21 protein-coding genes are annotated in these 22123 nt (G+C 70.0%); 10 read left to right on the top strand and 11 right to left on the bottom strand.

The features are described from left to right. Window positions 1-130 precede the first annotated feature (130 nt). The 6 genes from J7E89_RS13995 (at window position 131) to J7E89_RS13970 (ending at window position 4610) form a co-directional block, all read left to right on the top strand. Entirely contained in the window at window positions 131-544 is a 414-nt protein-coding gene (locus J7E89_RS13995; RefSeq protein WP_214973335.1) for a peptidase inhibitor family I36 protein, read from the top strand. Between the two features lie 114 nt (window positions 545-658). Further along, on the top strand, window positions 659-1624 hold the full coding sequence (locus tag J7E89_RS13990) for a hypothetical protein (RefSeq protein WP_214973334.1): 966 nt from the start codon (window positions 659-661) through the stop codon (window positions 1622-1624). Window positions 1625-1886: 262 nt separating this feature from the next. Continuing rightward, on the top strand, window positions 1887-2156 hold the full coding sequence (locus J7E89_RS13985) for a LuxR C-terminal-related transcriptional regulator (RefSeq protein WP_214973333.1): 270 nt from the start codon (window positions 1887-1889) through the stop codon (window positions 2154-2156). A 68-nt stretch (window positions 2157-2224) separates the two neighbouring features. Further along, a complete protein-coding gene (locus J7E89_RS13980; RefSeq protein ID WP_214973332.1) occupies window positions 2225-2770 on the top strand; it encodes a SigE family RNA polymerase sigma factor in 546 nt (181 codons plus the stop codon). A gap of 9 nt (window positions 2771-2779) precedes the next feature. After that, entirely contained in the window at window positions 2780-3634 is an 855-nt protein-coding gene (locus tag J7E89_RS13975) for a hypothetical protein (protein WP_214973331.1), read from the top strand. Beyond that, window positions 3624-4610, top strand: coding sequence for a DUF3152 domain-containing protein (locus J7E89_RS13970; protein WP_214973325.1), 987 nt, complete (start codon window positions 3624-3626; stop codon window positions 4608-4610). The genes J7E89_RS13975 and J7E89_RS13970 overlap by 11 nt, the downstream gene beginning before the upstream one ends. 20 nt (window positions 4611-4630) lie before the next feature. On the opposite strand, the gene J7E89_RS13965 is transcribed toward J7E89_RS13970, so the two are convergent. The 5 genes from J7E89_RS13965 to J7E89_RS13945 form a co-directional block, all read right to left on the bottom strand. Beyond that, window positions 4631-5275 carry a hypothetical protein gene (locus tag J7E89_RS13965; RefSeq protein ID WP_214973323.1) on the bottom strand — a complete coding sequence of 215 codons (645 nt, stop codon included), beginning with the start codon at window positions 5273-5275 and terminating at the stop codon, window positions 4631-4633. 33 nt (window positions 5276-5308) lie between these two features. Then, window positions 5309-6505: a cyclic dehypoxanthinyl futalosine synthase gene (gene mqnC / locus J7E89_RS13960; RefSeq protein ID WP_214973321.1), complete on the bottom strand. Its 1197-nt coding sequence runs from the start codon at window positions 6503-6505 to the stop codon at window positions 5309-5311. 123 nt (window positions 6506-6628) lie between these two features. Then, window positions 6629-8317: a serine/threonine-protein kinase gene (locus tag J7E89_RS13955; RefSeq protein WP_214973313.1), complete on the bottom strand. Its 1689-nt coding sequence runs from the start codon at window positions 8315-8317 to the stop codon at window positions 6629-6631. A gap of 78 nt (window positions 8318-8395) precedes the next feature. Then, the gene (locus J7E89_RS13950) at window positions 8396-10033 is read right to left on the bottom strand and encodes a serine/threonine-protein kinase (RefSeq protein ID WP_214973311.1); all 1638 of its coding nucleotides are present in this window, start codon (window positions 10031-10033) and stop codon (window positions 8396-8398) included. A gap of 70 nt (window positions 10034-10103) precedes the next feature. After that, a complete protein-coding gene (locus tag J7E89_RS13945) occupies window positions 10104-10967 on the bottom strand; it encodes a menaquinone biosynthetic enzyme MqnA/MqnD family protein (RefSeq protein ID WP_214973310.1) in 864 nt (287 codons plus the stop codon). Between the two features lie 352 nt (window positions 10968-11319). On the opposite strand from J7E89_RS13945, the gene J7E89_RS13940 reads away from it, so the two are divergent. Beyond that, entirely contained in the window at window positions 11320-11523 is a 204-nt protein-coding gene (locus J7E89_RS13940; RefSeq protein WP_003984261.1) for a cold-shock protein, read from the top strand. 100 nt (window positions 11524-11623) lie between these two features. Here the strand turns inward: J7E89_RS13940 and J7E89_RS13935 are convergent, their stop codons facing one another. Next, on the bottom strand, window positions 11624-13399 hold the full coding sequence (locus J7E89_RS13935; protein ID WP_214973308.1) for a long-chain fatty acid--CoA ligase: 1776 nt from the start codon (window positions 13397-13399) through the stop codon (window positions 11624-11626). 95 nt (window positions 13400-13494) lie between these two features. Here J7E89_RS13935 and J7E89_RS13930 point away from each other — a divergent pair, with 95 nt between their 5' ends. Further along, window positions 13495-14550: an AraC family transcriptional regulator gene (locus J7E89_RS13930; RefSeq protein ID WP_214973306.1), complete on the top strand. Its 1056-nt coding sequence runs from the start codon at window positions 13495-13497 to the stop codon at window positions 14548-14550. A gap of 85 nt (window positions 14551-14635) precedes the next feature. On the opposite strand, the gene J7E89_RS13925 is transcribed toward J7E89_RS13930, so the two are convergent. Continuing rightward, a complete protein-coding gene (locus J7E89_RS13925; protein WP_251060518.1) occupies window positions 14636-14815 on the bottom strand; it encodes a hypothetical protein in 180 nt (59 codons plus the stop codon). Window positions 14816-15111: 296 nt separating this feature from the next. Here J7E89_RS13925 and J7E89_RS13920 point away from each other — a divergent pair, with 296 nt between their 5' ends. Then, window positions 15112-16356 (top strand): lipase family protein, encoded by a 1245-nt coding sequence (locus J7E89_RS13920; RefSeq protein ID WP_214973304.1) that lies wholly within the window; start codon window positions 15112-15114, stop codon window positions 16354-16356. 53 nt (window positions 16357-16409) lie between these two features. Here the strand turns inward: J7E89_RS13920 and J7E89_RS13915 are convergent, their stop codons facing one another. Next, window positions 16410-18359, bottom strand: coding sequence for a long-chain fatty acid--CoA ligase (locus J7E89_RS13915; protein ID WP_214973363.1), 1950 nt, complete (start codon window positions 18357-18359; stop codon window positions 16410-16412). 74 nt (window positions 18360-18433) lie between these two features. On the opposite strand from J7E89_RS13915, the gene J7E89_RS13910 reads away from it, so the two are divergent. Continuing rightward, on the top strand, window positions 18434-19264 hold the full coding sequence (locus J7E89_RS13910) for a MaoC/PaaZ C-terminal domain-containing protein (RefSeq protein ID WP_214973302.1): 831 nt from the start codon (window positions 18434-18436) through the stop codon (window positions 19262-19264). Here the strand turns inward: J7E89_RS13910 and J7E89_RS13905 are convergent. From J7E89_RS13905 to J7E89_RS13895, 3 genes are all read right to left on the bottom strand, one after another. Next, complete coding sequence (locus tag J7E89_RS13905; RefSeq protein ID WP_214973358.1) at window positions 19250-19873, bottom strand: TetR/AcrR family transcriptional regulator; 624 nt, start codon at window positions 19871-19873, stop codon at window positions 19250-19252. The genes J7E89_RS13910 and J7E89_RS13905 overlap by 15 nt on opposite strands. Window positions 19874-20033: 160 nt before the next feature. After that, complete coding sequence (locus tag J7E89_RS13900) at window positions 20034-21434, bottom strand: dicarboxylate/amino acid:cation symporter (RefSeq protein WP_214973300.1); 1401 nt, start codon at window positions 21432-21434, stop codon at window positions 20034-20036. Between the two features lie 402 nt (window positions 21435-21836). Next, window positions 21837-22097, bottom strand: a complete 261-nt coding sequence (locus tag J7E89_RS13895; protein ID WP_214973356.1) for a DUF4229 domain-containing protein — start codon at window positions 22095-22097, stop codon at window positions 21837-21839. Window positions 22098-22123: the final 26 nt, after the last annotated feature.

The following is a 22123-nucleotide window of genomic DNA, read 5'->3' as shown; positions in this document are numbered from 1 at the left end:
CAGAGCGCGCAGGCCCACAACAACTGTCTCCGGGGACAGTAGACACCCCGTGGTGTGCCTCATTGAATTGCTACCGCTCGTGTCCGAGCAGCAACACAGGCAACTCATGCAACACACAAGGAGAAGTGAAATGTCTCGTTCCACCGTTACGCGGCGCCTCGCCGGCATCGCCCTGGCGGCCACCGCCGCCACCGGCCTGACCCTCGCGACGGCCGGCACGGCCTCGGCCGCCACCCACAAGAACGGTGTCGTGGAGAGCGGCGAGTTCGGCCTCTACTACAACTCGGACTTCGGCGGTTGCGTCTTCGACCTCTACGTCGCCGACTCCAACTTCTACGACGACAAGTTCATCGGCTCCTGCGCCGGCTCGGGGCAGTCCACCAACGACAACACCGCCTCGTACTGGAACCGCGATGTGAACACCTGGTACGTCTACACCGACGCCAACCGTGGCGGCGTCCGCGGCTCGCTGCCGTCCGGCTACTCCGGCAACGCCTCCGCCACGTTCAAGAACGAGATCTCTTCGGCGTACTACACCCTCTGATCAGGCCGCGGGGAACGACCCCGCCAGTAAAAAAAGCAACCGCTGTTCTGCCCGTAAGCGCCGGGCAGAACAGCGGTTGCCGCATCCTACAACCCGGTCGCCCGAAGGATCCGCATGCTCCCGCTCTCCGGCTCGCGCCACCTCCACCGTTCGATAGGTGTGGTCTGCGCTGCTCTGCTCCTCTCCGCTTGTTCCTCCACCACCGACGTGGGACACAAAGACGACAAGTCGGAGCCCGAGGTGACAGCCACCCCCACGATGTCGCTGACCGTGGGCCTGGAGTTCCCCCTGGACGCCTATGAAGCCACCCAGCAGGAGCGAGACGCGGTCGAGCAGGGCCACAACGCGCTCGTCACCCAGTGCATGGAGCGCTTCGGCTTCTCCTACAGCCCACCGCAGCGGCCCGTCACGAAGGCGGCGAGCGGCCCGAACTCGCGGATCTTCGGGCTGGTGGACCCCAAGGAAGCGGCCCAGTACGGCTACGGCTCCCCCGGTGAGCCCGAACCGCCGGCGAAGACCGACAAGAACCTCACCGAGACCGAGGAACTCGCGTTGCACGGCGTGCCCGGCCTGACGCCGGCCGACATGCCGATGAGTCAGGCAGAGGCCGAGAAGAAGGGCGGCAGCAAGCAGAAGATCAACGGCAAGGCAGTGCCGGTCGGCGGCTGCGGCCGTGAGGCCTTCCTCAAGCTGTACGCTCCCGAGCCGAACGCCGTGGACGCGCTGTACGTCTTCAATCTCAAGTCCGAGGCCGAGTCCAAGGCCCGCGAGGACTCCCGCGTGAAGGCCGTCAACAAGCGCTGGTCCGAGTGCATGGCCAAGCAGGGCCACACGGCCGTCGACCCTATGGACGCCCGCGAAGACCTCGGCATCGCCGACGACGCCCTCTCCTCCCCCGCCGCGATCACCGCCGCCAAGGCCGACGTCGCCTGCAAGCAGAAGGTCAACCTCGTCGGCGTCTACTTCGCGGTCCAGTCCGCCTACCAGAACCGGCAGATCAACAAAAATGCCGAGACCCTCAACCTGGCCAAGCAGCAACTCAAGGACCGGCTCAAGCTAGCCGCCTCGCTCAGTTCATAGCAGGTGAAAAAGCAGTCTCAGGGCCACCTGGGACAAGCCGCCCACCTCGTTGCCTGACGCACCTTCCCGGCCCGCCCATATTGCGGACTTACAGCCGGGTCTCTCACCCCCCGTGTTAGATTTCCGCTGCTTTTGAGCCAACGTCCTGGGGGGGATCATGACGGTTCACTGTATTGTCTGCGCTGGTCGGAGCCATGATGTCGCCTGCGAACGGGCGTCGTTGGCCCTCCTCGCGCCAACTCCTCTGCGCCATCTCACGCCCATGGAGAAGCAGGTTTTCACTGCCCTGCACAGCGCGCCTTCCAATGAGGAAATCGCTGCGGACCTGAACATCAGTACGCGGACGGTGAAGTTTCACATTGCCAATATCCGCGCGAAACTCGGCGGCCTGACAAGGCTGCGGCTCTGCTTACTCTCCGCCCTGCACCACAGAGGACTTCCGGCCCTCTGCACTTCCTGCGCGCAAACTTTCGCAAAGCTGCCGAAGTGCTCGACATCCGCTTTCAACCTTTCCGACGCGAGCGCGCTCTGAAGGGGGTGGGAGTCGATCCCGGAGCGACCGGAGCAACCGGGGCAGAACCAGCGAGAGGGGGCGGGCGGATGCCGGCAGGGACGGCGACCGGCCCGGGGGCCGAGGCCTCGGACCGCGACACCGCGAGCTTCGAGGCGTACGCACGAGTCGGGCAGCGGCGGCTGTACCGGACGGCCTACCTGCTGTGCGGGGACCCGGAGGGCGCCCGGGACCTCGCACAGACCACGCTCGCCAAGCTGTTCCAGCACTGGCGCAAGGCAAGCGCCGCCGACAACCTCGACGCGTACGCCAAGACCGTGCTGGTACGCACCTTCGTGGCCGAGCGCAGGCGAACCCTGCGCGACCTCCTGGCGCACACCCGCACCGCCCCCCGTACCCAGCCCCACCCGGCGCCGTACTCGGACCTGCGCGTCACACTCCTCGCCCTGCTGGACGAACTCCCGCCCCGGGCAAGAGCGATCGTCGTACTGCGCTACTGGGAGGACCTGAGCGTCGAAACGGTCGCCTCTTTGCTGCGGTGCAGCGAGTCCACCGTGAAGAGCCAGTGCTCACGCTCCCTTGCCCGGCTGCGCACCCGGCTGGGTGACGCGCATGTCTACGCCACCGGGAGCTGATGACCGGCCATGAATACGAACCTGCATCACAGCCCCGAGCAGGACCTGCCGGACCTGCCGGACACGCTGTTCAAGAACGCCATGAGCCGGGCGACCGAGATGCTCCCGCCGCTGCCCGACCTGGTGCCGGGAGCCGTGCGCCTCGGCCGCCGGCGGCGGGCGCGGGCCCGGCTGGCCGTGGCCGGGAGCGTCTTCGGGGTGGTGACGGCCGTGGCGCTGACCATGTCCGTACTGACGCCGTGGGCCCGGCCGGGCCCGGACACCGGCCCGGCGGCGCCTCCCGGCCCGCCGGCCGTCGGCCCCGCGCCGGAGCGCACCCCGGTGCACGTGGCGCCGACCCCCGGCGAGACGTTCGCCCGCACCCTGCTGCCCAAGGCCGAACAGGAGCGGCTCACCGCGTTCCAGCAAAGGGCCGCCGTGGTCCTCGATGACCTGCTCCCCGCCGCGGTCGGCACCATCCGCCCACTCGACAGCGACGTCCGTCTCTACCAGGGAGAGACGGGCGGCAAGATCTTCCCGGTGCGCTTCACGGTGCGTGCCGAGCCGGGCGGCTCGCTGGGCGCGTGCGAGGGCGTACCGGAGAAGGGCCTGCTCTGCGAGCGGGTCACCCTGACCGACGGCACCACCGCAAACGCGTACCGGGTGCCGGTCAACTCGCGGAAAACGGTGGAGGTTTCCGTCCAGTACCGGTACGGCGACAGCGCCATCTCGCTGACCGTCTCCCCGCAGGAGTCGTCGGGCGGGCCGGTCCCGGTGTCGGTCACCCAGCTGGTGCGCGCCGTGGACGACAAGCGGTTCAAGCAGCTGGTGCGGTACGCCGACGACCATCCCGTAATCGAGAGCGGATCGAACCATGGCGGCTGACCAGTCCGTACGGGACGCCGACGAGGACACGTACCGAATACGCGTGCCGGTCAGCTCTTCTTCTCCTTCCTCTTCTTCCTCCTCCTCTTTACGGTCGGGTTCCCCCGGCCGCGCACAGCGCAGGCAGGCGGGGAAGCGGACTCGGACGCGCCGCCGGCGCCGGGCCGGGCTCGGCGCGCTCGTGCTGGTGGTCGCGGTCGTCGCGGGGGCGGTGCTCCTGGACCTGCCGTGGGCGGGGTCCGAAGCGCCGGCCGCCGGCGGGAGCGTCCAGGCACGCGCCACTCCTTCCTCACCCGCGCCGAGGACGTCACCGGCGGCCTCCCCCAAGGCCAGGGCCTCTGCCAGTCCCAAGGCATCGCCCAGCCTCAAGCCGTCCCGGACCGCGACCGCGACTGCCTCCACGCCGCCCCCGGCCGTGCCCGCCTCGGGCCCCGGCACGTTCACCGTCGCCCGCGCGGGCGCCTCCACCACCGGCGGTGGCAGCCGCTACCGCGTGGAGGTGGAGGACGGTATCGGCGTCGACCCGGACAAGGCTGCCGAGGACATCGCCGGCATCCTCGCCGACCCGCGCGGCTGGGCGTACGACGGCACCCACTCGTTCCGCCAAGTCGCCGACGATTCGGCGGGGTTGGTGATCCGCGTCGCCACCCCGGCAACCACCGACCGGCTCTGCGGCTCGTACGGCCTGAACACCCACGGCGAGGTCAACTGCCGCGGCGGCGAGAAGGTCATGGTGAATCTCAAGCGGTGGCAGCTCGGCTCCCCGCAGTTCGACGGACCGGTCTCCGAGTACCGCGCCCTGATCATCAACCACGAGGTCGGCCACTGGCTGGGCCGCGGCCACGAGACGTGCCCTGGTCCCGGCCGCCCGGCGCCCGCGATGATGCAGCAGATCAAGGGCCTGCAGGGGTGCGTGGCCAATGCCTGGCCGTACGACGAGAACGGCCGCTACCTGGGCGGCCCCAGCGTGCCGTAAAGCACCCCCCGCCCGGCGGCTCACCGCCGCCGGTGCACCAGCCGGCCGCCCAGCACCGTCGCGACGCACGTGCCGGCCCCGCGCGCCCGCAGGGCCGCCTCGTCCGGTACGTCGAAGACCGCGAGGTCGGCACGGGAGCCGACGGCGAGCGGGGACGCGGCCACGGAAGCGAGCGGGGCGCCGTCGGCCAGCGGGTCGGCCGTGCCGGGGCGGGGGCCGGGGCCCGTGCCGGGGCCAGTAACCGTGAGGCCCGCCCGGTGCACCGCCTGGCGGACGGCCGGAATCAGGAGCGGGCCGGTGACGGCGACCACGCCATGGGCCAGGAGTTTCTGCGTGCAGCGGCGGGCGCTGTTGCCCCAGCGGGCCTCGGTCATGCGCAGCGCGGCCAAGGCGTCGCCGGTGAGGGGATCCCGTCCGAGTTCGTCGAACTCGCCCGGCTCCTCGGGGAAATAAGCGTGCTCCAGCAGCAAGCCACCGCTGTCGTTGTGCAGCCCGGGGGTGAGGACTCCGGGCCAGCGACGAACGCGGGCCGTCGGCCGGGCGGCGGCCACTTCGTCGTACGGGCCGAGCGCGACGACCGTCGTCCCGTCGACGGCGACCGCGCCCCGCTCGACCGGCTCCCCGACGACGGGGACGACCAGGTCGGCGGCGTGAATCGTCAGCAACTCGGCTCCGTGGCGGTAGTCGGCTCAGCCGGTTCAGTTGCTGCTGAGGATCTTCAGCTCGGGGTGCGCGGTGCCGCCCTCGATGGCCGTCGACGAGAGGTGCGAGACCACGTGGTCGTCGACCGGGTCGTTCGCCGGGTCGTCGTGGACGAGGATGTGCTCGTACGTCGTCGTGCGCTGCGCGGGCACGCGCCCGGACTTGCGGATGAGATCGATGATCTCCATCCGGTTGGACCGGTGCTTGGCCCCGGCCGACGACACGACGTTCTCCTCCAGCATGATCGACCCGAGGTCGTCCGCGCCGTAGTGCAGCGACAGCTGGCCGACCTCCTTGCCGACCGTCAGCCAGGAGCCCTGGATGTGCGCGATGTTGTCGAAGAAGAGACGCGCGACGGCGATGAGGCGCAGGTACTCGAAGAGCGTGGCCTGCGTGCGGCCCTTCAGCGCGTTGTTCTGCGGCTGGTAGGTGTACGGGATGAAGGCGCGGAAGCCACCCGTCCGGTCCTGTACGTCACGGATCATCCGCAGGTGCTCGATGCGCTCGGCGTTGGTCTCGCCCGTACCCATGAGCATCGTCGACGTCGACTCGACACCCAGCCGGTGCGCGAGCTCCATGATCTCCAGCCAGCGCTCGCCGGACTCCTTGAGCGGCGCGATGGCCTTGCGCGGCCGCTCGGGCAGCAGCTCGGCGCCGGCGCCTGCGAAGGAGTCGAGACCGGCGGCGTGAATCCGGCGGATCGCGTCCTCGGCGCTCACACCGGAGATGCGGGCCATGTGCTCGACCTCGGAGGCGCCGAGGGAGTGGATGACGAGCTGCGGGTACGCCGCCTTGATCGCGGCGAAGTGCTCCTCGTAGTACTCGACGCCGTAGTCCGGGTGGTGCCCGCCCTGGAACATGATCTGCGTACCGCCGAGCTCGACGGTCTCCGCGCAGCGGCGCAGGATGTCGTCGAGGTCGCGGGTCCACACCTTGTCACTCTTGGGCGCGGCGTAGAAGGCGCAGAACTTGCACGCGGTGACGCACGAGTTCGTGTAGTTGATGTTCCGCTCGATGATGTACGTCGCGATGTGCTCGGTACCGGCGTAACGGCGGCGGCGTACGGCGTCGGCGGCCTGCCCGAGCGCGTGCAGCGGCGCGTGGCGGTAGAGGTCGAGTGCCTCTTCCGGGGTGATCCGCCCACCCTCAGCGGCGCGGTCGAGGACGGCTGTGAGGTCGGCCTTCTCAGTCACCGGGGTGTCCCTTTCGGCAGGGTGTGGACGGACCGGCCCAGCCTACGCCAGCCTCGCGGGTGAGCTTCGGGCGCCCGGTTGACGCCGCAGTTCAGCAGGTCAGCAGGTCAGCAGGTCAGCAGGTCAGCCAGTCTGTTCACTCTCGATGTGCAGGCCGTCACCGACGTGGTCGAAGACCGGCCTGAACGCGGCCCAGTCCGCGCTCGGCGCCGAGAGGTAGATCGCGTACTCCTTCTCGCCCGGCCGGCCGAACCCGAGGTCGATCGCCTGGAACTCGCGCGCCCTGCCCTGGAAGGTGAATTCCCAGATCGCAGCCGGCTGCCCCCGGTAGGACGTGGTCTGCATCCGCCGCTGCTTGTAGCCGGGCAGTTTGCCCTCGCGCAGCGACTTGGCTTCGTCGTCCTTCCAGTGCTGAAGGGGGCTGGTGCTCGCGAAGTCGAGGACATTCACGCGCAGGCTGGCCAGCTCCGTCGGATCGATGTACACGATCGTGCTGTCGGGCAGTTCCTTGCGGGTCCAGCCGTCCGGGACGGGGAAGGAGAGCCCGACCTCTCTCTCCCGCACCAGGTGGTAACCGTCCGGGACAGGAGACGGCTTCGCCGTCGGGGAAACCGGCCCCGCCGATGTGCCGGACGGCTTCTCGACCTGGCCGCCCTGCGATGGCGTGGTCTGTGAGCCGCTCTCCGGGCGCAGCATCAGGACTGTGGCAGCTGCCGCCGCCACGGCGACGACCGCCACGACGGCCGCCCGGACGGCGACACGGCGGCGCGGGGGCGTGTGCGGGCGCGCGTGTGGGGATTTCCGCGGGTGCTCGGACGCCCGGCCCGGGCCGTCGGGAACGTCGGGGCCATCGCGATCGGGCGACGCGGCCGTCGGCGCCGTGGCCATCGCTCTGCCTTCGGCGTTCCGGCTGACCGGCCCCGGTGGTTGCGCGAACTGTGCCTCCGCCGGCGCGCGCAGCCGCAGCTCCACCGTCTCGGCCGGCGGACGTGTCTGCGGATCTTTTGTCAGAAGCTGCTCGATCAGCAGGGCCAGCGGCCCTGCCCCGCGAGGCGGGACCAGCGGGTCGACGGCGATCGCGTACGCCGTCTCGATCGCCGTGTCCTTGCGGAACGGCGGGCGTCCCTCCACCGCCTGATACAGCGTCGCCCCCAGCGCCCACAGGTCGGAGGCGGGCCCCGGCTTCCCGCCCCTGACCCGCTCCGGGGCGACGTAGTCCACGGACCCGACCAGCTCCCCGGTCTTGGTCAGCGTGGACGTTCCGGACGCGACGGCGATACCGAAGTCCGTCAGGACCACTCGGCCGTCCGCGCCCAGGAGCACATTGCCCGGCTTGACGTCGCGGTGCAGCACCCCGGCGGCGTGCGCGGCCCGCAGAGCGGCGATCATTCCGCGGCCGATCCGGGCCGCCTCCTGGGGCGGCAGGGGCCCGTCCTGCTTCAGCACCTCACCGAGCGTCCGGGACGGGACGTACTCCATGACGATGCACGGCAGCCCGCCGTCGTCCACGACGTCGTGCACCACGACCACGTTCGGGTGCGTGATACGGGCCGCGCTGCGTGCCTCGCGGCGCGTCCTCTCGTACAGCGTGTCCCGCTCGTCGTCGGCCAGATGTGGCGACACGTGCAGCTTCTTCAGCGCCACATGGCGGCCCAGCAGTTCGTCCTCGGCTCGCCACACGGTGCCCATGCCACCGCGTCCGATCTGCTCCAGCAGCCGGTACCGCCCGGCGACCAGCCGTCCCTCGTCGGCGACCTCGTCAGCCCTCGCGCCGTTCCGCACCGTGCGCCCCTTCGCTCCCCCGTCTGGCATGGCTCCGTCACGATAACGGCGGGCAACGGCTCCGCCCTCACCGGGGATCGCCGACTGCGCGGCGAACGCGGGTCTGCCTCAGCGGTCCAGACGGCGCAGCGAACCCGCCGGGTTCCCGGTTCCCTTGCCCTGCGCCCTGACGGTCAGAGTGCCGTCCTTCTCCAGCGTGTACGTGACCTGAACGGTGCCGCTCGCGCAGCCGGGGGTGGAGGGGCGAGCCGGGTCGGCGCGGTCGGTGATGCGGAGCTTGTTCGCGGTCACGGAGGCCAGTTCGCCCAGACCGTTGCACTTGAGCGGGCCGAAGGTGTTCGTCGTACGGGCCACGTCCTCGCCCTTCGTCCCGCCGCTGATCTTGACGGAGTACTGGCTGGCGACGCCGCCCGCCGTGACGCTTCCCTCCCACGTGCCGGTGAAGGCCTTGGGCACGCCGGCCGCGGCGGCGGGGGGAGTGTCCTGGCCGCCGCTGTCCTTCTCCGCGTTGGAGTCGTCGCCGGACAGCCCGCTCAGGAGGACCGAGCCGCCCACCGTCACCACCGCCAGCGCGCCCGCGACGGCGAGAACCACCGTGCAGCTCCTGCGGCGGCCGCGGCCCCGGGCGTCGGGGGCGGAGTTCTCGGTGGTCAGCGAGAACGAAACGCGGCCCGCCGCATCGGACGCGGTCGCGGTGCCGGTCCCACCACCCGGTACGACGGGCGCAACACCCGCACCCACGCCCCCACTCCCGCTCCCGAAGGAAGCCGGCGGCGGCCCGAACACGCCCACCGCCGGGCTGCTGAACGGCACCGGCCCCGAATCCCCCGGCGGCGCCGTCGCCGGTTCCAGGTCGAGCAGCCGCACCGCCGCCCGCCCCGCCCGCTCGACCAGCGGCCCCGGCAGCCACCCCGCCGCCACCAACTGCGCGGCCCCGCCCGGCGCGAGCCGCCGCGCCACTTCCTCCGGGGACGGCCGGTCCGCCGCCTCCTTGGCCAGACAGGCGCCGACCACCTCGCGCAATTCACCGTCGAGCGCGTCCAGCCCGTCCAGCCGCGGCTCCTCGTGCACCACCTTGTAGAGCAGCGCCGCCGACGAGTCGCCGGGGAACGGTGCCTCGCCCAGCGCGGCGTACGCCAGCACCGCACCCAGCGAGAACACGTCGGCCGCGCCCGTCACGTCCTTGCTGAGGATCTGCTCGGGCGACATGTAACCGGGCGAGCCGATGGACACACCGGTGGAGGTGAGCGACGCGGTGCCGTCGGTGGCGCGCGCGATGCCGAAGTCGATCAGCCGGGGCCCGTCGAGCGTCAGCATGACGTTCGACGGCTTGACGTCCCGGTGTACGAGACCGAGCCCGTGCACCGCGCTCAGCGCCTCCGCGAGCCCCGCGCCCAGAGCGCGCACCGCGTACGCGGGCAGCGGCCCGGCGTCGGCGACGGCCTCCGTCAGCGTGGGCCCGGCGACGTACCCGGTGGCCACCCACGGCACAGGGGCATCCGGGTCCGCGTCCAGCACGGGCGCCGTCCACTCGCCGCCGACCCGCCGGGCCGCCGCCACCTCGCGCCGGAAGCGGGCGCGGAACTCGTCGTCGAGCGCGAAGTGCGGATGCGCGACCTTGACCGCGACCGTACGTCCACCCGCACTGCGCCCGAGGAATACGCGGCCCATGCCGCCGGCGCCCAGCCTGCCGAGGATCCGGTACGCGCCGATGGTCTGCGGATCACCCGCGTCGAGCGGCTGCATGCCCTCGTCCTCCCCCGTACCACCGCCGGCGACTTGCCTGCTGTCGCCAGCAGCCTAGGGGGCGACGTGGTCAGCCGAGCAGTTCAACCGTGACGTCGGCCGGAAACCCGGTCGTCGGCCCGGTCCTGCGCGCGAATTCCCGTACGCCCGCGAGCTGCTCGGCACCGAAACGGAAGTCCAGTGTCGTGAAGTAGCGCTCCAGCAGCTCCGCGTCGAAGACCTCCCAGCGGGCTGCCTGCTTGGCGACCTTGCCGACCTCCTCCAGGGACAGATCGCGAGAGGTCAGGAACGCCTCGTGGACCTTCTTCACGACGTCCGGCTCACGCGCGAGGTAGTCCTTGCGCGCCGCCCACACCGCGAAGACGAACGGGAGCCCCGTCCAGTCCTTCCACATCTGCCCCAAGTCGTGGACCTGGAGGCCGAGCCGGGGCGCGTCGTGCAGCGCGGCCCGCAGCGCCGCGTCCCCGATCAGCACGGCCGCTTCCGCCTCCTGCATCATCACCCCGAGGTCGGGCGGACACGTGTAGTAGTCGGGCTGTACGCCGTACTGCTCGGCCAGCAGCAGCTGCGCCAGGCGCACCGACGTACGCGAGGTCGAACCGAGCGCGACCCGGGCTCTGTCGAGCTGCGCCAGCGGCACCTGGGAAACGATCACGCACGACATGACGGGTCCGTCGCAGCCGACCGCGAGGTCGGGGAAGGCGACGAGATCGTCGGCGTTGCGCAGGAACTCGACGAGGGTGACGGGCGCGATGTCGAGATCGCCGCGCACAAGTTGCTCGCTGAGCCGCTCGGGGGTGTCCTTGGACAGCTCGAAGTCGAGAAGCGCTCCGGTACGGGCCAGCCCCCAGTAGAGGGGCAGGCAGTTCAGGAACTGGATGTGGCCGACACGTGGCCGGCTGCGACGGTGGTCGACAGCAGTTGAATTGTCCACATCGTGAGGCTAGACCTGTCCACCGCCGAGCCCGACGCCGGGGCCGACCCGGGGGCCGACGCCGGGGCCGCCGGGGCGAGTCGGGGCCACTCCCCAAGATCGCCGGAGGCCTCTCGGGGGCCCTCCGCATTACCGTCGAAAGGCCTGCTGGAAGACGCTGTCAAACTTCCGGGTGACGTGATCTTTCCCTCTTCCACTCTCCTGAGAGTGCGTGCTACGCTCGCCGCAAGTTGCAGTTTGGTTTCCCTTGCAGTACAGAGCCTGCGGAGCATGTGACCCGCAGGCTTTTGTAGTTTTCAGACTTCTTTGCAGGTTCTGGAGCAGGGCAACCCTTTGGCCCATAGGAGGGCTTATGGCTACCGGAACCGTCAAGTGGTTCAACGCTGAAAAGGGCTTCGGCTTCATCGCCCAGGACGGCGGCGGCCCGGATGTCTTCGTCCACTACTCCGCGATCAACGCGTCTGGTTTCCGCTCGCTTGAGGAAAACCAGCAGGTGAACTTCGACGTCACGCAGGGCCCGAAGGGCCCGCAGGCGGAGAACGTCACCCCGGTCTAGTTGCCCGGTCCGACCCGATCGCGGTCGAAGTAGCAGTACCCAAGGAGCCCCGTTCCGCGAGGAACGGGGCTCCTGCCTGTATACGGACAGGCATGGGCGATCAGTCGGCGTCGTACAGCGCCTCTATCTCGGCGGCGTACCGCTCGACAACTGCCCGCCGCCGGACCTTCAGCGTCGGCGTCAGCACGCCGCTGTCCACCGTGAAGTCCTCGTCGAGTACGGCGAAGGCGCGGATCCGCGCCGGCCGCGAGACCCGCTCGTTCGCCGCGTCGACCGCCTCCTGAATCAGGGCCCGGACGGCGTCGGGCACGGCACCGGGGTCGCTGGGGTCGCGCCCCTCGCGGGCCGCCCAGCCGGCGACCTCCTCGGCGTCGAGGGTGATCAGCGCGACGGGGTACGGGCGACGGTCGCCCACCATCACCACGTGCGAGATGAGCGGCGACTGCTGCTGGACGGCCTGTTCGACCAGCGACGGGGTGAGGTTCTTGCCGGCGGAAGTGATGATCAAGTCCTTCTTGCGCCCGGTGATCTTGAGATACCCGTCCGCGTCCAGCGCGCCGAGGTCCCCCGTGTGCAGCCAGCCGTCCGGGTCGAGCGTCTCGCGCGTCGCGGCGGCCTCGTCCCCGTAATAGCCGGGGAAGACCATGGGGCCGCGCGCCAGCACCTCACCGTCGTCCGCGATCCGGACCTCGCAGCCCGCGATGGGGCGGCCGACCGTTCCGTAGCGGACCGCGCCCGGGTGGTTGAGCGAGATGACGCCGCCCGACTCGGTCATTCCGTACCCCTCGAAGACCTGGATGCCGCAGGCCCGCAGGAAGTCCATGGTCTGTGGGGCGATGGGTGCTCCCCCGGTCAACGCCCAGCGCAACTGACCACCGAAGACGTCCCTGACCAAGCTGTACAGCCGCTGGTCGGCTTCTTCGTACGCGCCCGCCAGCTCCTGCGGCAGCCGCCCCTCCGCCGCCAGCAGCCCGATCCGTACCGCCTCCTCGAACCGCTCACGCCCGCCCTCCTGCGACTCGGCCAGCGACAGCACCACCGAGTGCACCTTCTCGAACAGCCGGGGAACGGACGGCAGGTGCGTCGGCCGCACCTCGGCCAGCTCGCTCACGACATCCTCGATGCGGCCGCCGAAATAGCGGAGCTCGCCGCCGTACAGCAAGGTCGTGAACTCGATGAGCTGGGCGAGGAGATGGGCGAGCGGGAGATAGAGGTACGTGCGGTCCCCCGGCGCACCGTGAATCACATCCAGGTTGGCTTCGAGCACGGCCCCGAAGTTGCCGTGGGTGAGGCGGCAGCCTTTGGGGAGCCCCGTGGTCCCCGACGTGTAGACGATCGACGCCAGATCGCTGTCCACGACGGCGGCGCCCCGCGCGGCGAGTATCTCCACGGCTTCCTCCGCGGCTTCCTCCACGGTGGCGGCCGGACCGGGCAGCGCGCGGAGTTCGTCCATCAGGACGACGTGCCGGACGGCCGGGGTCTTGGAGCGTACGCCCTCCACCCGCGCCGCCCGCTCGGCGTTCTCGCAGATCACCACCGTGGCGCCGGAGTCGGCGAGGACCCAGGCGAGCTCCTCGTCGCCCGCCGTCGGATACACGGGTACGACGACCGCGCCCGCCGCGAAGACCGCGAAGTGCGCGTACGTCCACTCGACACGGGTGTCGGAGAGGATCGCCACGCGGTCGCCCGCCCGGACACCGGTGCCGGGACCGATCAGCCCGCAGGCGATCTCGCGGACGGTGTCGCGCAGTTCGGCGTACGAGACGGGCGGCATGCCCTTCGCGCGCAGCGCCGGATGATCGCCGTACCGCTGCCCCGCCCACTCGGTGAACACCGCGAGCGTCTCTGGCCGTCGAGTTCCACTGATGCGACTCATGCGTCCGACGGTAGGTACGACCGGAGGCCGCGGGGGATGACGGGAAACGTCACCACCACTGACCTCGCCGCTCATCCCCGCTACCGTCGTTGACCATGGCGAAGCGGACGATCACCGTGCACCATGTACGGGCTGTGCTGCGCGGCGCCGAGCGCCGTGGCATCGACACGGTGCCACTGCTCCAGGCGGGCAACATCCCGCCGCTCCTCCTGGGCGACGACAGGGCGCGTGTCACGGCGGCGCAGTTCGCGGGCTTGTTCCGGGCGCTGTACGGGGCCACGCAGGACGAGTTCCTGGGGCTGGCCTCCGTACCGAGCAGGCCGGGCACGTTCGCGATGATGTGTTACGCCGCGCTGGGCTGCCGGGACCTGGGGACGGCGGTCGAGCGCGGAACGGCCTTCTACGGCCTGTTTCCGGGCGGCCCGGACCTCGAACTGCGACGGACGGGAAGCGAGGCGGTGTTCACCGTCCGCATCGCCCCGGACCGCGACGAGGACCGGTTCCTCACCGAGTGCCTGCTGATTATCTGGCACCGGCTGTGCAGCTGGCTGATAGGCCGCCGCATCCCCCTGCGCTGGGCCGACTTCCCCTACCCGCCGCCCCCGCACAAGGACGAGTACGACACCCTTTTCGGCTGCCCGGTCCGCTTCGGCACCGACCGTACGGGCGCCGGCTTCGACGCGCGCTGGCTCACCTCCCCGCTCGTACGGGACGAGGCGGAACTGCACGCGATGCTGAGACGCGCCCCCTTCGAGCTGCTCAGCCGCCGCGAGTACGGCACGACGGTGGCCGAACAGGTCCGCCACACCTTGGCCCAGTCGCTGCGCGCCTCCCCCCGCCTCCCGTCCCTCGGGGAGACGGCGGCCCGCCTGGCGGTCAGCCCGGCGACACTGCGCCGCCGCCTTCAGCAGGAGTCGACGTCTTTCCAGCAGCTGAAGGACGCGGTACGCCGCGACGCGGCGATCGCGGGCCTGGCAGAAGGCCGCGAACCGATCGCGGAACTGGCAGCCAGACTCGGCTTCTCCGAGGACACGTCCTTCCACCGCGCGTTCCGCCGCTGGACGGGAACGACGCCGGGGACATACCGGGTGGGGGCTCCGGACGCGGCCACCGGAGCGGCGGACACCCCCCCCCGGCCGGAAGACACCTGACGGCCACTCCCCCACATAAGTGGCGGGTTGATCGCACCAAGGGCCGAGCCGCCCTGTCGGTACGAAGGGAACACGCCCTTCGGGCTCAGCTATTGACGTACTGCTGGGAGTATTCGCCGGTTGGGGCAATGGGCGTAATGACGTCGATCAGGATCCCATTCGGGTCGGCCACGATGAAGTGCCTCTGTCCGAATTCCTCGCTGCGGAGTTCGAAGACGGGATGCAGCCCTTCGCGAGCAACAAGCCGGTCCCATTCCACGTCCACGTTCTCCACCCGTGTGGTCGAGGAGTGCGAGTTCGTACCCGGCAGACGGGCCTTGCGCCGGAACCGCCAAACTCCCGAAAGGGGCGGCTCCACCACCAGAAGCAACCAACGCCTCTGGCCCCGCCCCCAGTGGCTCTCCAGTGGCTCGCCACCTCCGCCGCGTCCCTGGTTCGCTCCTGAGTCGTTGATATCTGGGGTCAGCAAAGCTGAGCTTCCCGGCCAGCTCCGTACCTACCGGTCAGTCACTACCGTCTCGGCAACGACCCCAGCCCCCCTCGGAACGTTGGGAGAGCCGTATGAGTCACAGTCCTAGGCATCACACGCATCACAAGCGTCACACGAGCCTCAATCGCCTCCGGGCCAGAGTGGTAGCCACCCTCACCACCCTCACCACCCTGGCCGCACTCGCCTTCACCGCCGCCGCCACCCCATCGGCCACCGCAACCGTCCAGGAGTCGTCGCCCGCCAGCACCGGCACCAGCACCCCCGGCGACCTCCTCACCTCCGCCCCCACCTCCTTCCACCCACTCCCCGACCAGCCCACCAACACCAACGCCTGGCACATCACCTACCGCTCCACCACCGCCAAGGGCGCCCCCAACGTCGTCTCCGGCACCGTCATCGTGCCCAAGGACGGCCGCACCGGGCCGCGCCCGCTCGTCACGTACGCCGTCGGGACCGTCGGGCTCGCCGATCAGTGCGCGCCGAGCGCCGGGTTCCCCCACGGAACGACCGTCGAGGCCAACCTCATCAACGCGGCCGTCCAGCGCGGCTGGGCCGTCGTCGTCACCGACTACGAAGGCCTCGGCACCCCCGGCGACCACACGTACACCGTCGGCCGCGCCGAGGGCCACGCCGTCCTCGACGCCGCCCGCGCCGCCCTCCACCACCCGGAAGCCGGTCTGAGCGCGGATTCACCCGTCGGCGTCATGGGGTACTCCCAGGGCGGCCAGGCCTCCAGCTGGGCCGCCGAACTCCACGACTCGTACGCCCCCGAGCTCAACGTCAAGGGCACGGCGACCGGCGGCGTACCGGCCGACCTCCTCGAAGTCGCCGACTTCAACGACGGCAACATCGGCGCCGGCCTGATCCTCATGGCGGCCACCGGCCAGAACGCCGCGTTCCCCGAGCTCGAGCTCGACAAGTACCTCAACGCCAAGGGGCGAGCCTTCGTCGACTTCATGAAGAAGAACTGCGTCGCCGTCGACACCGTCGCCGGCCTCTTCCAGCGCGTCTCCGAGGTCACCGTCAGGAACCCGCTGGACCAGCCCGACTGGCAGCAGCGGCTCAACGAGTCGAACGTCGGCACGCGCGCCCCCGACCACCCCGTCTACCTCTACCACGGCGGCCTCGACGAGCTGATCCCGTACTCCGTCGGCAAGCGGCTGCGCGCCGACTGGTGCGGCAGGGGCGCGAACGTCCAGTGGCGCTCCCATCCCCTCCTCGGGCACATCGGCGGGGTGACCGTAGGCGCGTTCCCGGCGATGGACTGGCTGGACGAGCGTTTCGCCGGCAAACCGACCCAGGGGAATTGCCAGTAATAGCAGCGAGGGGCGCCCACATCCCGGGCGCCCCTCTTCCAGAGCCACCCCCCTCACCGCCCGTACAACCCCGCGATCTCCTCCCCGAAGTCCCGTACGATCGCCGCCCGCTTCAGCTTCAGCGACGGCGTCAAGTACCCGTTCTCCTCCGTGAAGTCGACCGGCAGCACCGCGAACCGACGGATCGACTCCGCCCGCGACACCAGCCGGTTCGCCTCGTCGACCGCCCGCTGCAGCGTGGCCCGCAGCTCCTCGTCGTCGACCAGCTCGCGCAGCGGGACGTCCTGCTTCTTCGTCATCTGGCGCCAGTGCCCCAGACCGTCCGGTTCCAGCGTCAACAGGGCCGTGATGTACGGGCGGTTGTCCCCCACCACCAGGCACTGCCCCACCAGTGGATGCGCCCGAAGCCAGTCCTCAAGAGGCGCGGGAGCGACGTTCTTGCCCGCCGACGTGATGATGACGTCCTTCTTGCGGCCGGTGATGGTCAGATACCCGTCGTCGTCGAGCGCCCCCAGATCGCCCGTCGCGAACCACCCCCCGTCCCGCGTCACGTCCACGGGCGCCTGCCGCTCCCGGTCCCAGTAGCCGCTGAAGACCTGGCCGCCGCGCAGCAGCACCTCCCCGTCGTCGCCGATACGGACGCCCGTACCCGGCAGCGGCCAGCCGACCGTGCCGAGGCGGGGCCTGAGCGGCGGGGTCACGGTCGCAGCCGCCGTCGTCTCCGTCAGTCCGTACCCCTCGAAGATCTCGATGCCGGCGCCCGCGTAGAACGACGCGAGGCGCCGCCCGAGCGGTGAGCCGCCGCAGATCGCGTACTTCACCTTGCCGCCCAGCGCCGCCCTGATCCGCCGGTAGACCAGCGGATCGTAGAGCGCACGAGCCGCGCGCAGCCCCAACCCCGGCCCGCCATGCTTCCCGTGCTCCTGCGCCTCCACCGCCTGCCCGTACCGCTGCGCGATCCGGGACGCGCGGTCGAACGACGAGGCGCGGCCCATCTTCTCGGCGGTCGCGCGGCCGGTGTTGTAGACCTTCTCCAGTACGTACGGGATGGCCAGCAGGAACGTCGGCCGGAAGCCCGCCAGGTCGCTGAGCAGGTCCTCGGTCTGGATGCTGGGCGCGTGACCGAGCCGTACCCGCGCCCGCATACAGCCGACCGCGACCATCCGCCCGAAGACGTGCGACAGCGGCAGGAACAGCAGTGTGGACGCCGGCTCCTTGCTCACCGACTTGAAGACGGGGTGCAGCAGCTCGATCGAGTTGTCGACCTCGGCGAAGAAGTTGGCATGGGTGAGTACGCAGCCCTTGGGGCGGCCCGTCGTGCCCGAGGTGTAGATGAGGGTGGCGACCGAGTCCGGCGCGAGGCCGGAGCGGCGCGCGGTGACGACCGCGTCGGGGACGTCCCTGCCCGCCGTCCGCAGCCGGTCGACCGCGCCCGTGTCGAACTCCCACAGGTGCGCGAGGTCGTGCAGGTTCTGCCGCTCGTGGCTGACGACCCTGGCCTGCTCGGCGCTCTCGACGGCGCAGGCGACCGCGCCCGAGTCCTGGAGGATCCAGCGCGCCTGGAAGGCGGAGGACGTGGGGTAGATGGGGACGGTGACGAGGCCCGCCGCCCAGGCGGCGAAGTCGAGCAGCGTCCATTCGTACGTCGTACGGGACATGATCGCGATCCGGTCGCCGGGCCGCAGCCCCTCCGCGACCAGGCCCTTCGCCACCGCGAGCACATCGGCGGCGAACTCGGCCGCTGTCATGTCACGCCAGGTGCCGTCGCCCTGCTTGATGCCGAGTACGGGGTCGGCCGGGGCCTCGCGGGCGTTGTCGAACGGGATGTCGGCGAGCGATCCGCGCCGTACGGGCGGCACGAGCGCCGGCACGGACACCTCTCGCACGACGCCGTCCACTCGGACCTTGTCGGGGCTGCGCTGCTGTACGGAAACGGAAGCGGAAGCGGAAACCGCCGACGACTCAGACTCAGACTCGGATTCGAACTCGGGCGCGGGGCGCATCATCTCGACCTACTCCTGACCCTTGAGTAACCTTACTCCGGAGTAAATCTACGACTGTGCAGGGAGTCTGGACAATGACCTCGCTCGTACCACTCCTCACACTCGGGGCACTCACCTCCCCGCTCAAGCGCAAGGTCTCTTCCACCGCCGTCCTCCCCACCACCCGACTCACGCTCCCCCACGCCCTCATCGACCACGGTCAGTTGGCGGCGTACGCCCGCATCTGCGGCTTCCCCTGCACCGACCCGCTGCCGCTCACCTACCCGCACGTCATCGCCTTCCCCCTCGCCCTGCGCGTGATGACGCGGCGCGCCTTCCCCCTGCCACTCACCGGCCTGGTCCACACGAGCATCGCGATCAACCGCCACCGCGCCATGCACCCGGACGACCGCCCCGAACTGACCGTGTACGCCGACCACTTGAGGTCTCACCGACGCGGCACCGAGGTCACCATGGTCACCGAGGCCCGCCTGGCGGACGCCCTGGTCTGGGAGTCGCGCAGCACGTATCTGGCCCGCCACTACACCCAAAGCACACCCGTCGCCCCCAGCCTGACCAAGAATCAGCACGCCCCGCTCCCCGCCGTCACCACCTGGGACGTGTCCGGCAACCTGGGCCGCCGCTACGGTCTCGTGTCGGGGGACCTCAACCCCATCCATCTGCACCCGCTGACGGCGAAGCTCTTCGGCTTCCCGCGCGCCATCGCGCACGGCATGTGGACGTTCGCCCGCTGCGTCGCCGAGCTGGACCCCGCCGATGAGACGTCCGTACGAGCCGACTTCAGGGCGCCGGTCCTGCTCCCCGCCGCAGTCACCTACGCGGCGGCGGGAGGCATGTTCCAACTGCGCGGCCAGGACGGCCGCATCCACCTCACGGGAACACGAACGGACTCACGCGCGAGATGAAGGCGCCCAGCGCTGCCCGTTCATGAGATTCGCCAGCCCGGCCCAGGCGAAATTCATCAGCGTCGCGGCCATCTCCTTCGCGGAGACGCCCGGCGTGCCGTTCCCCCACCCGGCGAGCGACTCGGCGGCCCCCACCAGCGCATGGGCGAGGCCCGCCACTTCCCGCTCGGCCAGCTCCGAGTCGCAGTCCGCCTCGCGCGCAGCGGCGCCGATCAGGTAGGTCACGAAGGTGACGAGCTCCGCGCGCATCGCCGCAACCTCGTCGGCGAACGGCTCCCCGTGCGTGCGGGCCTGATTCTGCAGCACCGCCCAGCCGTCCGGGTTCTCCGCCGCGTGCGTGAAGAACGCCCGCAGCCCGTCCCACAGCTGACGGTCGGCAGGCACCCCCGGCTCGACTCCGGCCCGTACCGCTGCGACAAGCGCACTCGCCTCGCGCCGGATGCAGGCCGTGAACAGCTCTTCCTTGGAGTTCAGATACAGGTAGACGAGCGGCTTGGAGACTCCGGCCAGCTCGGCGATCTCGTCCATCGACGCGGCCCGGTAGCCCCGCTGCCCGAAGGTCTGCACGGCAGCGTCCATCATCTGCTGCTCGCGCACGGCACGCGGCATCCGCTTGCCCTTCACAGCACCACCCACGACCCAGATCCTCCCACCACGCAGCGCGGCTCACCGCATACCGCGGCCTACTCCCCGGTAAGCGTACGGCGCTCCCGCCCCCCACAAACCGAAATGCCCCCGAACGCGGAGCGTCCGGGGGCACTTGGAACGGTTACGCGGGGACCGGCACCGCGGCCTTCTCCTCGGCGTCACGCACGTCGTCACGCACCTCGTCGTCCGCGTCGGTCGCGTCGTCCGCGTAGTCCGCGTCGTACTCATCGACCGGCGAGGACGAAGCCGAGTTGTACGCGTCGTGGTCGAGGATCTTCTCGCGGGCCGCGACGATGACCGGCACCAGGCTCTGCCCCGCGACGTTCGTCGCGGTCCGCACCATGTCCAGGATCGGGTCGATCGCCATCAGCAGGCCCACGCCCTCCAGCGGGAGACCCAGCGTGGAGAGAGTCAGCGTCAGCATGACCGTCGCGCCCGTCAGGCCGGCGGTGGCCGCCGAGCCGATGACCGAGACGAAGGCGATCAGCAGGTAGTCCTGAATGCCGAGTTGTACGTCGAAGATCTGCGCGATGAAGATCGCGGCGAGCGCCGGGTAGATCGCGGCGCAGCCGTCCATCTTGGTCGTGGCACCGAACGGAACGGCGAACGACGCGTACTCCTTCGGCACACCCAGCCGCTCGGTGACCCGCTGCGTGACCGGCATCGTCCCCACCGACGAGCGGGAGACGAAGGCCAGCTGGATGGCCGGCCAGGCGCCCTTGAAGAACTGGAGCGGGTTGACCTTGGCGACCGTGGCGAGCAGCAGCGGGTAGACGCCGAACAGGACGATGGCGCAACCGATGTAGACGTCCGCGGTGAAGGTCGCGTACTTGCTGATCAGGTCCCAGCCGTAGTCCGCGATGGCGAAGCCGATGAGGCCGACCGTACCGATGGGCGCGAGGCGGATGACCCACCACAGGGCCTTCTGGAGCAGCTCCAGGACGGAGTTGCTGAGCTTGAGGATCGGCTCGGCCTTCTCTCCGAGCTGAAGGGCGGCGATACCGGCGACGGCGGCCATGAAGACGATCTGAAGCACGTTCAGCTCAGTGAACGGCGTGATGACGTCCGTCGGCACGATGCCGGTCAGGAAGTCGATCCAGGAGCCGGAACCCTCCGGCTTCTGGCCGTCCTTCGGCGTCAGGCCCGTACCGGCGCCGGGGTTGGTGAACAGGCCGATCGCGATGCCGATGGCGACCGCGATCAGCGACGTGATCATGAACCAGAGCAGCGTGCGCGAGGCCAGCCTGGCGGCGTTGTTGACCTTGCGCAGGTTGGTGATCGACACGAGGATCGCGAAGAAGACGAGCGGCGCGACGGCCAGCTTCAGAAGCTGGACGAAGATGCCGCCGACCTGCTCCAGCGTCGTCTTCAGCCAGCTGATGTCCTGGCTGCGGGCGAGCCAGCCGAGCAGCACACCCAGGACCAGACCGGTGACGATCTGAGCCCAGAAGGGGAACTTGTCGGATATCCGGAAGCGGGTCTTCTGCTTCTCGGCGGGCGTGGTCGCGGAGTTCGCGGACACGGACACACTCCGTTGATTACGTACGGAATCACGTACGGGGATACGAGGACGGGGGTGCGGCGGCCGTGAGCTGCACGGGGCGTGCTGAAGCTGTGGGCGGTCGCCGCTGCGTGATGTCGCTTCTGATGTCAGATGTGGCGGCGACAGGCCGCGGACATGCAGCGGCAGAGATCGACATGCAGGCGCGCCACAAGCACGAGCGGGACGCTCATGTCAGGGGAGTGCGCAGCTGCTGTCTTCATGCCGAGAACGTTAACACTTGTACTTTGGGAACATCAAAGCACTTCTTTGGGTACGTACGCCGACGCCCCGCCCCGCAAACGCCAACACCCCAGTCCAGGACGGGTGTCCAGGGCTGGGGTGCGGCCGGGATTGTCGTATGTGACGTACCTTACGCAGCCCTTACTGCGTCTGCGTCAGGCCGTCCTCCTGCTTGCGGTTCGACTCCAGCTTGGCCTTCGCGCTGTCCACGCGCGCGACGATCCGCTCCGACATCGCGTCGCGCTGCTTGCGCAGCAGCACGAAGCTGAGCGGCGCGGAGACGACGATGGAGAGCATCAGGACCCACAGCAGGTTGGAGTCGCCCAGGCCGGCCGGCAGCACGCCGAAGTGGACCAGGCCCCAGATGGCGAAGAAGCAGCCGACGAAGACGCCCAGGCGCATGGCGGTGTAGCGGATCGTTGCGTGCT

Origin of the sequence: Streptomyces sp. ISL-100, assembly GCF_018614615.1 — a bacterium.
Lineage (GTDB): Bacteria > Actinomycetota > Actinomycetes > Streptomycetales > Streptomycetaceae > Streptomyces.
This window is presented reverse-complemented; position numbering and strand designations above follow the sequence as displayed.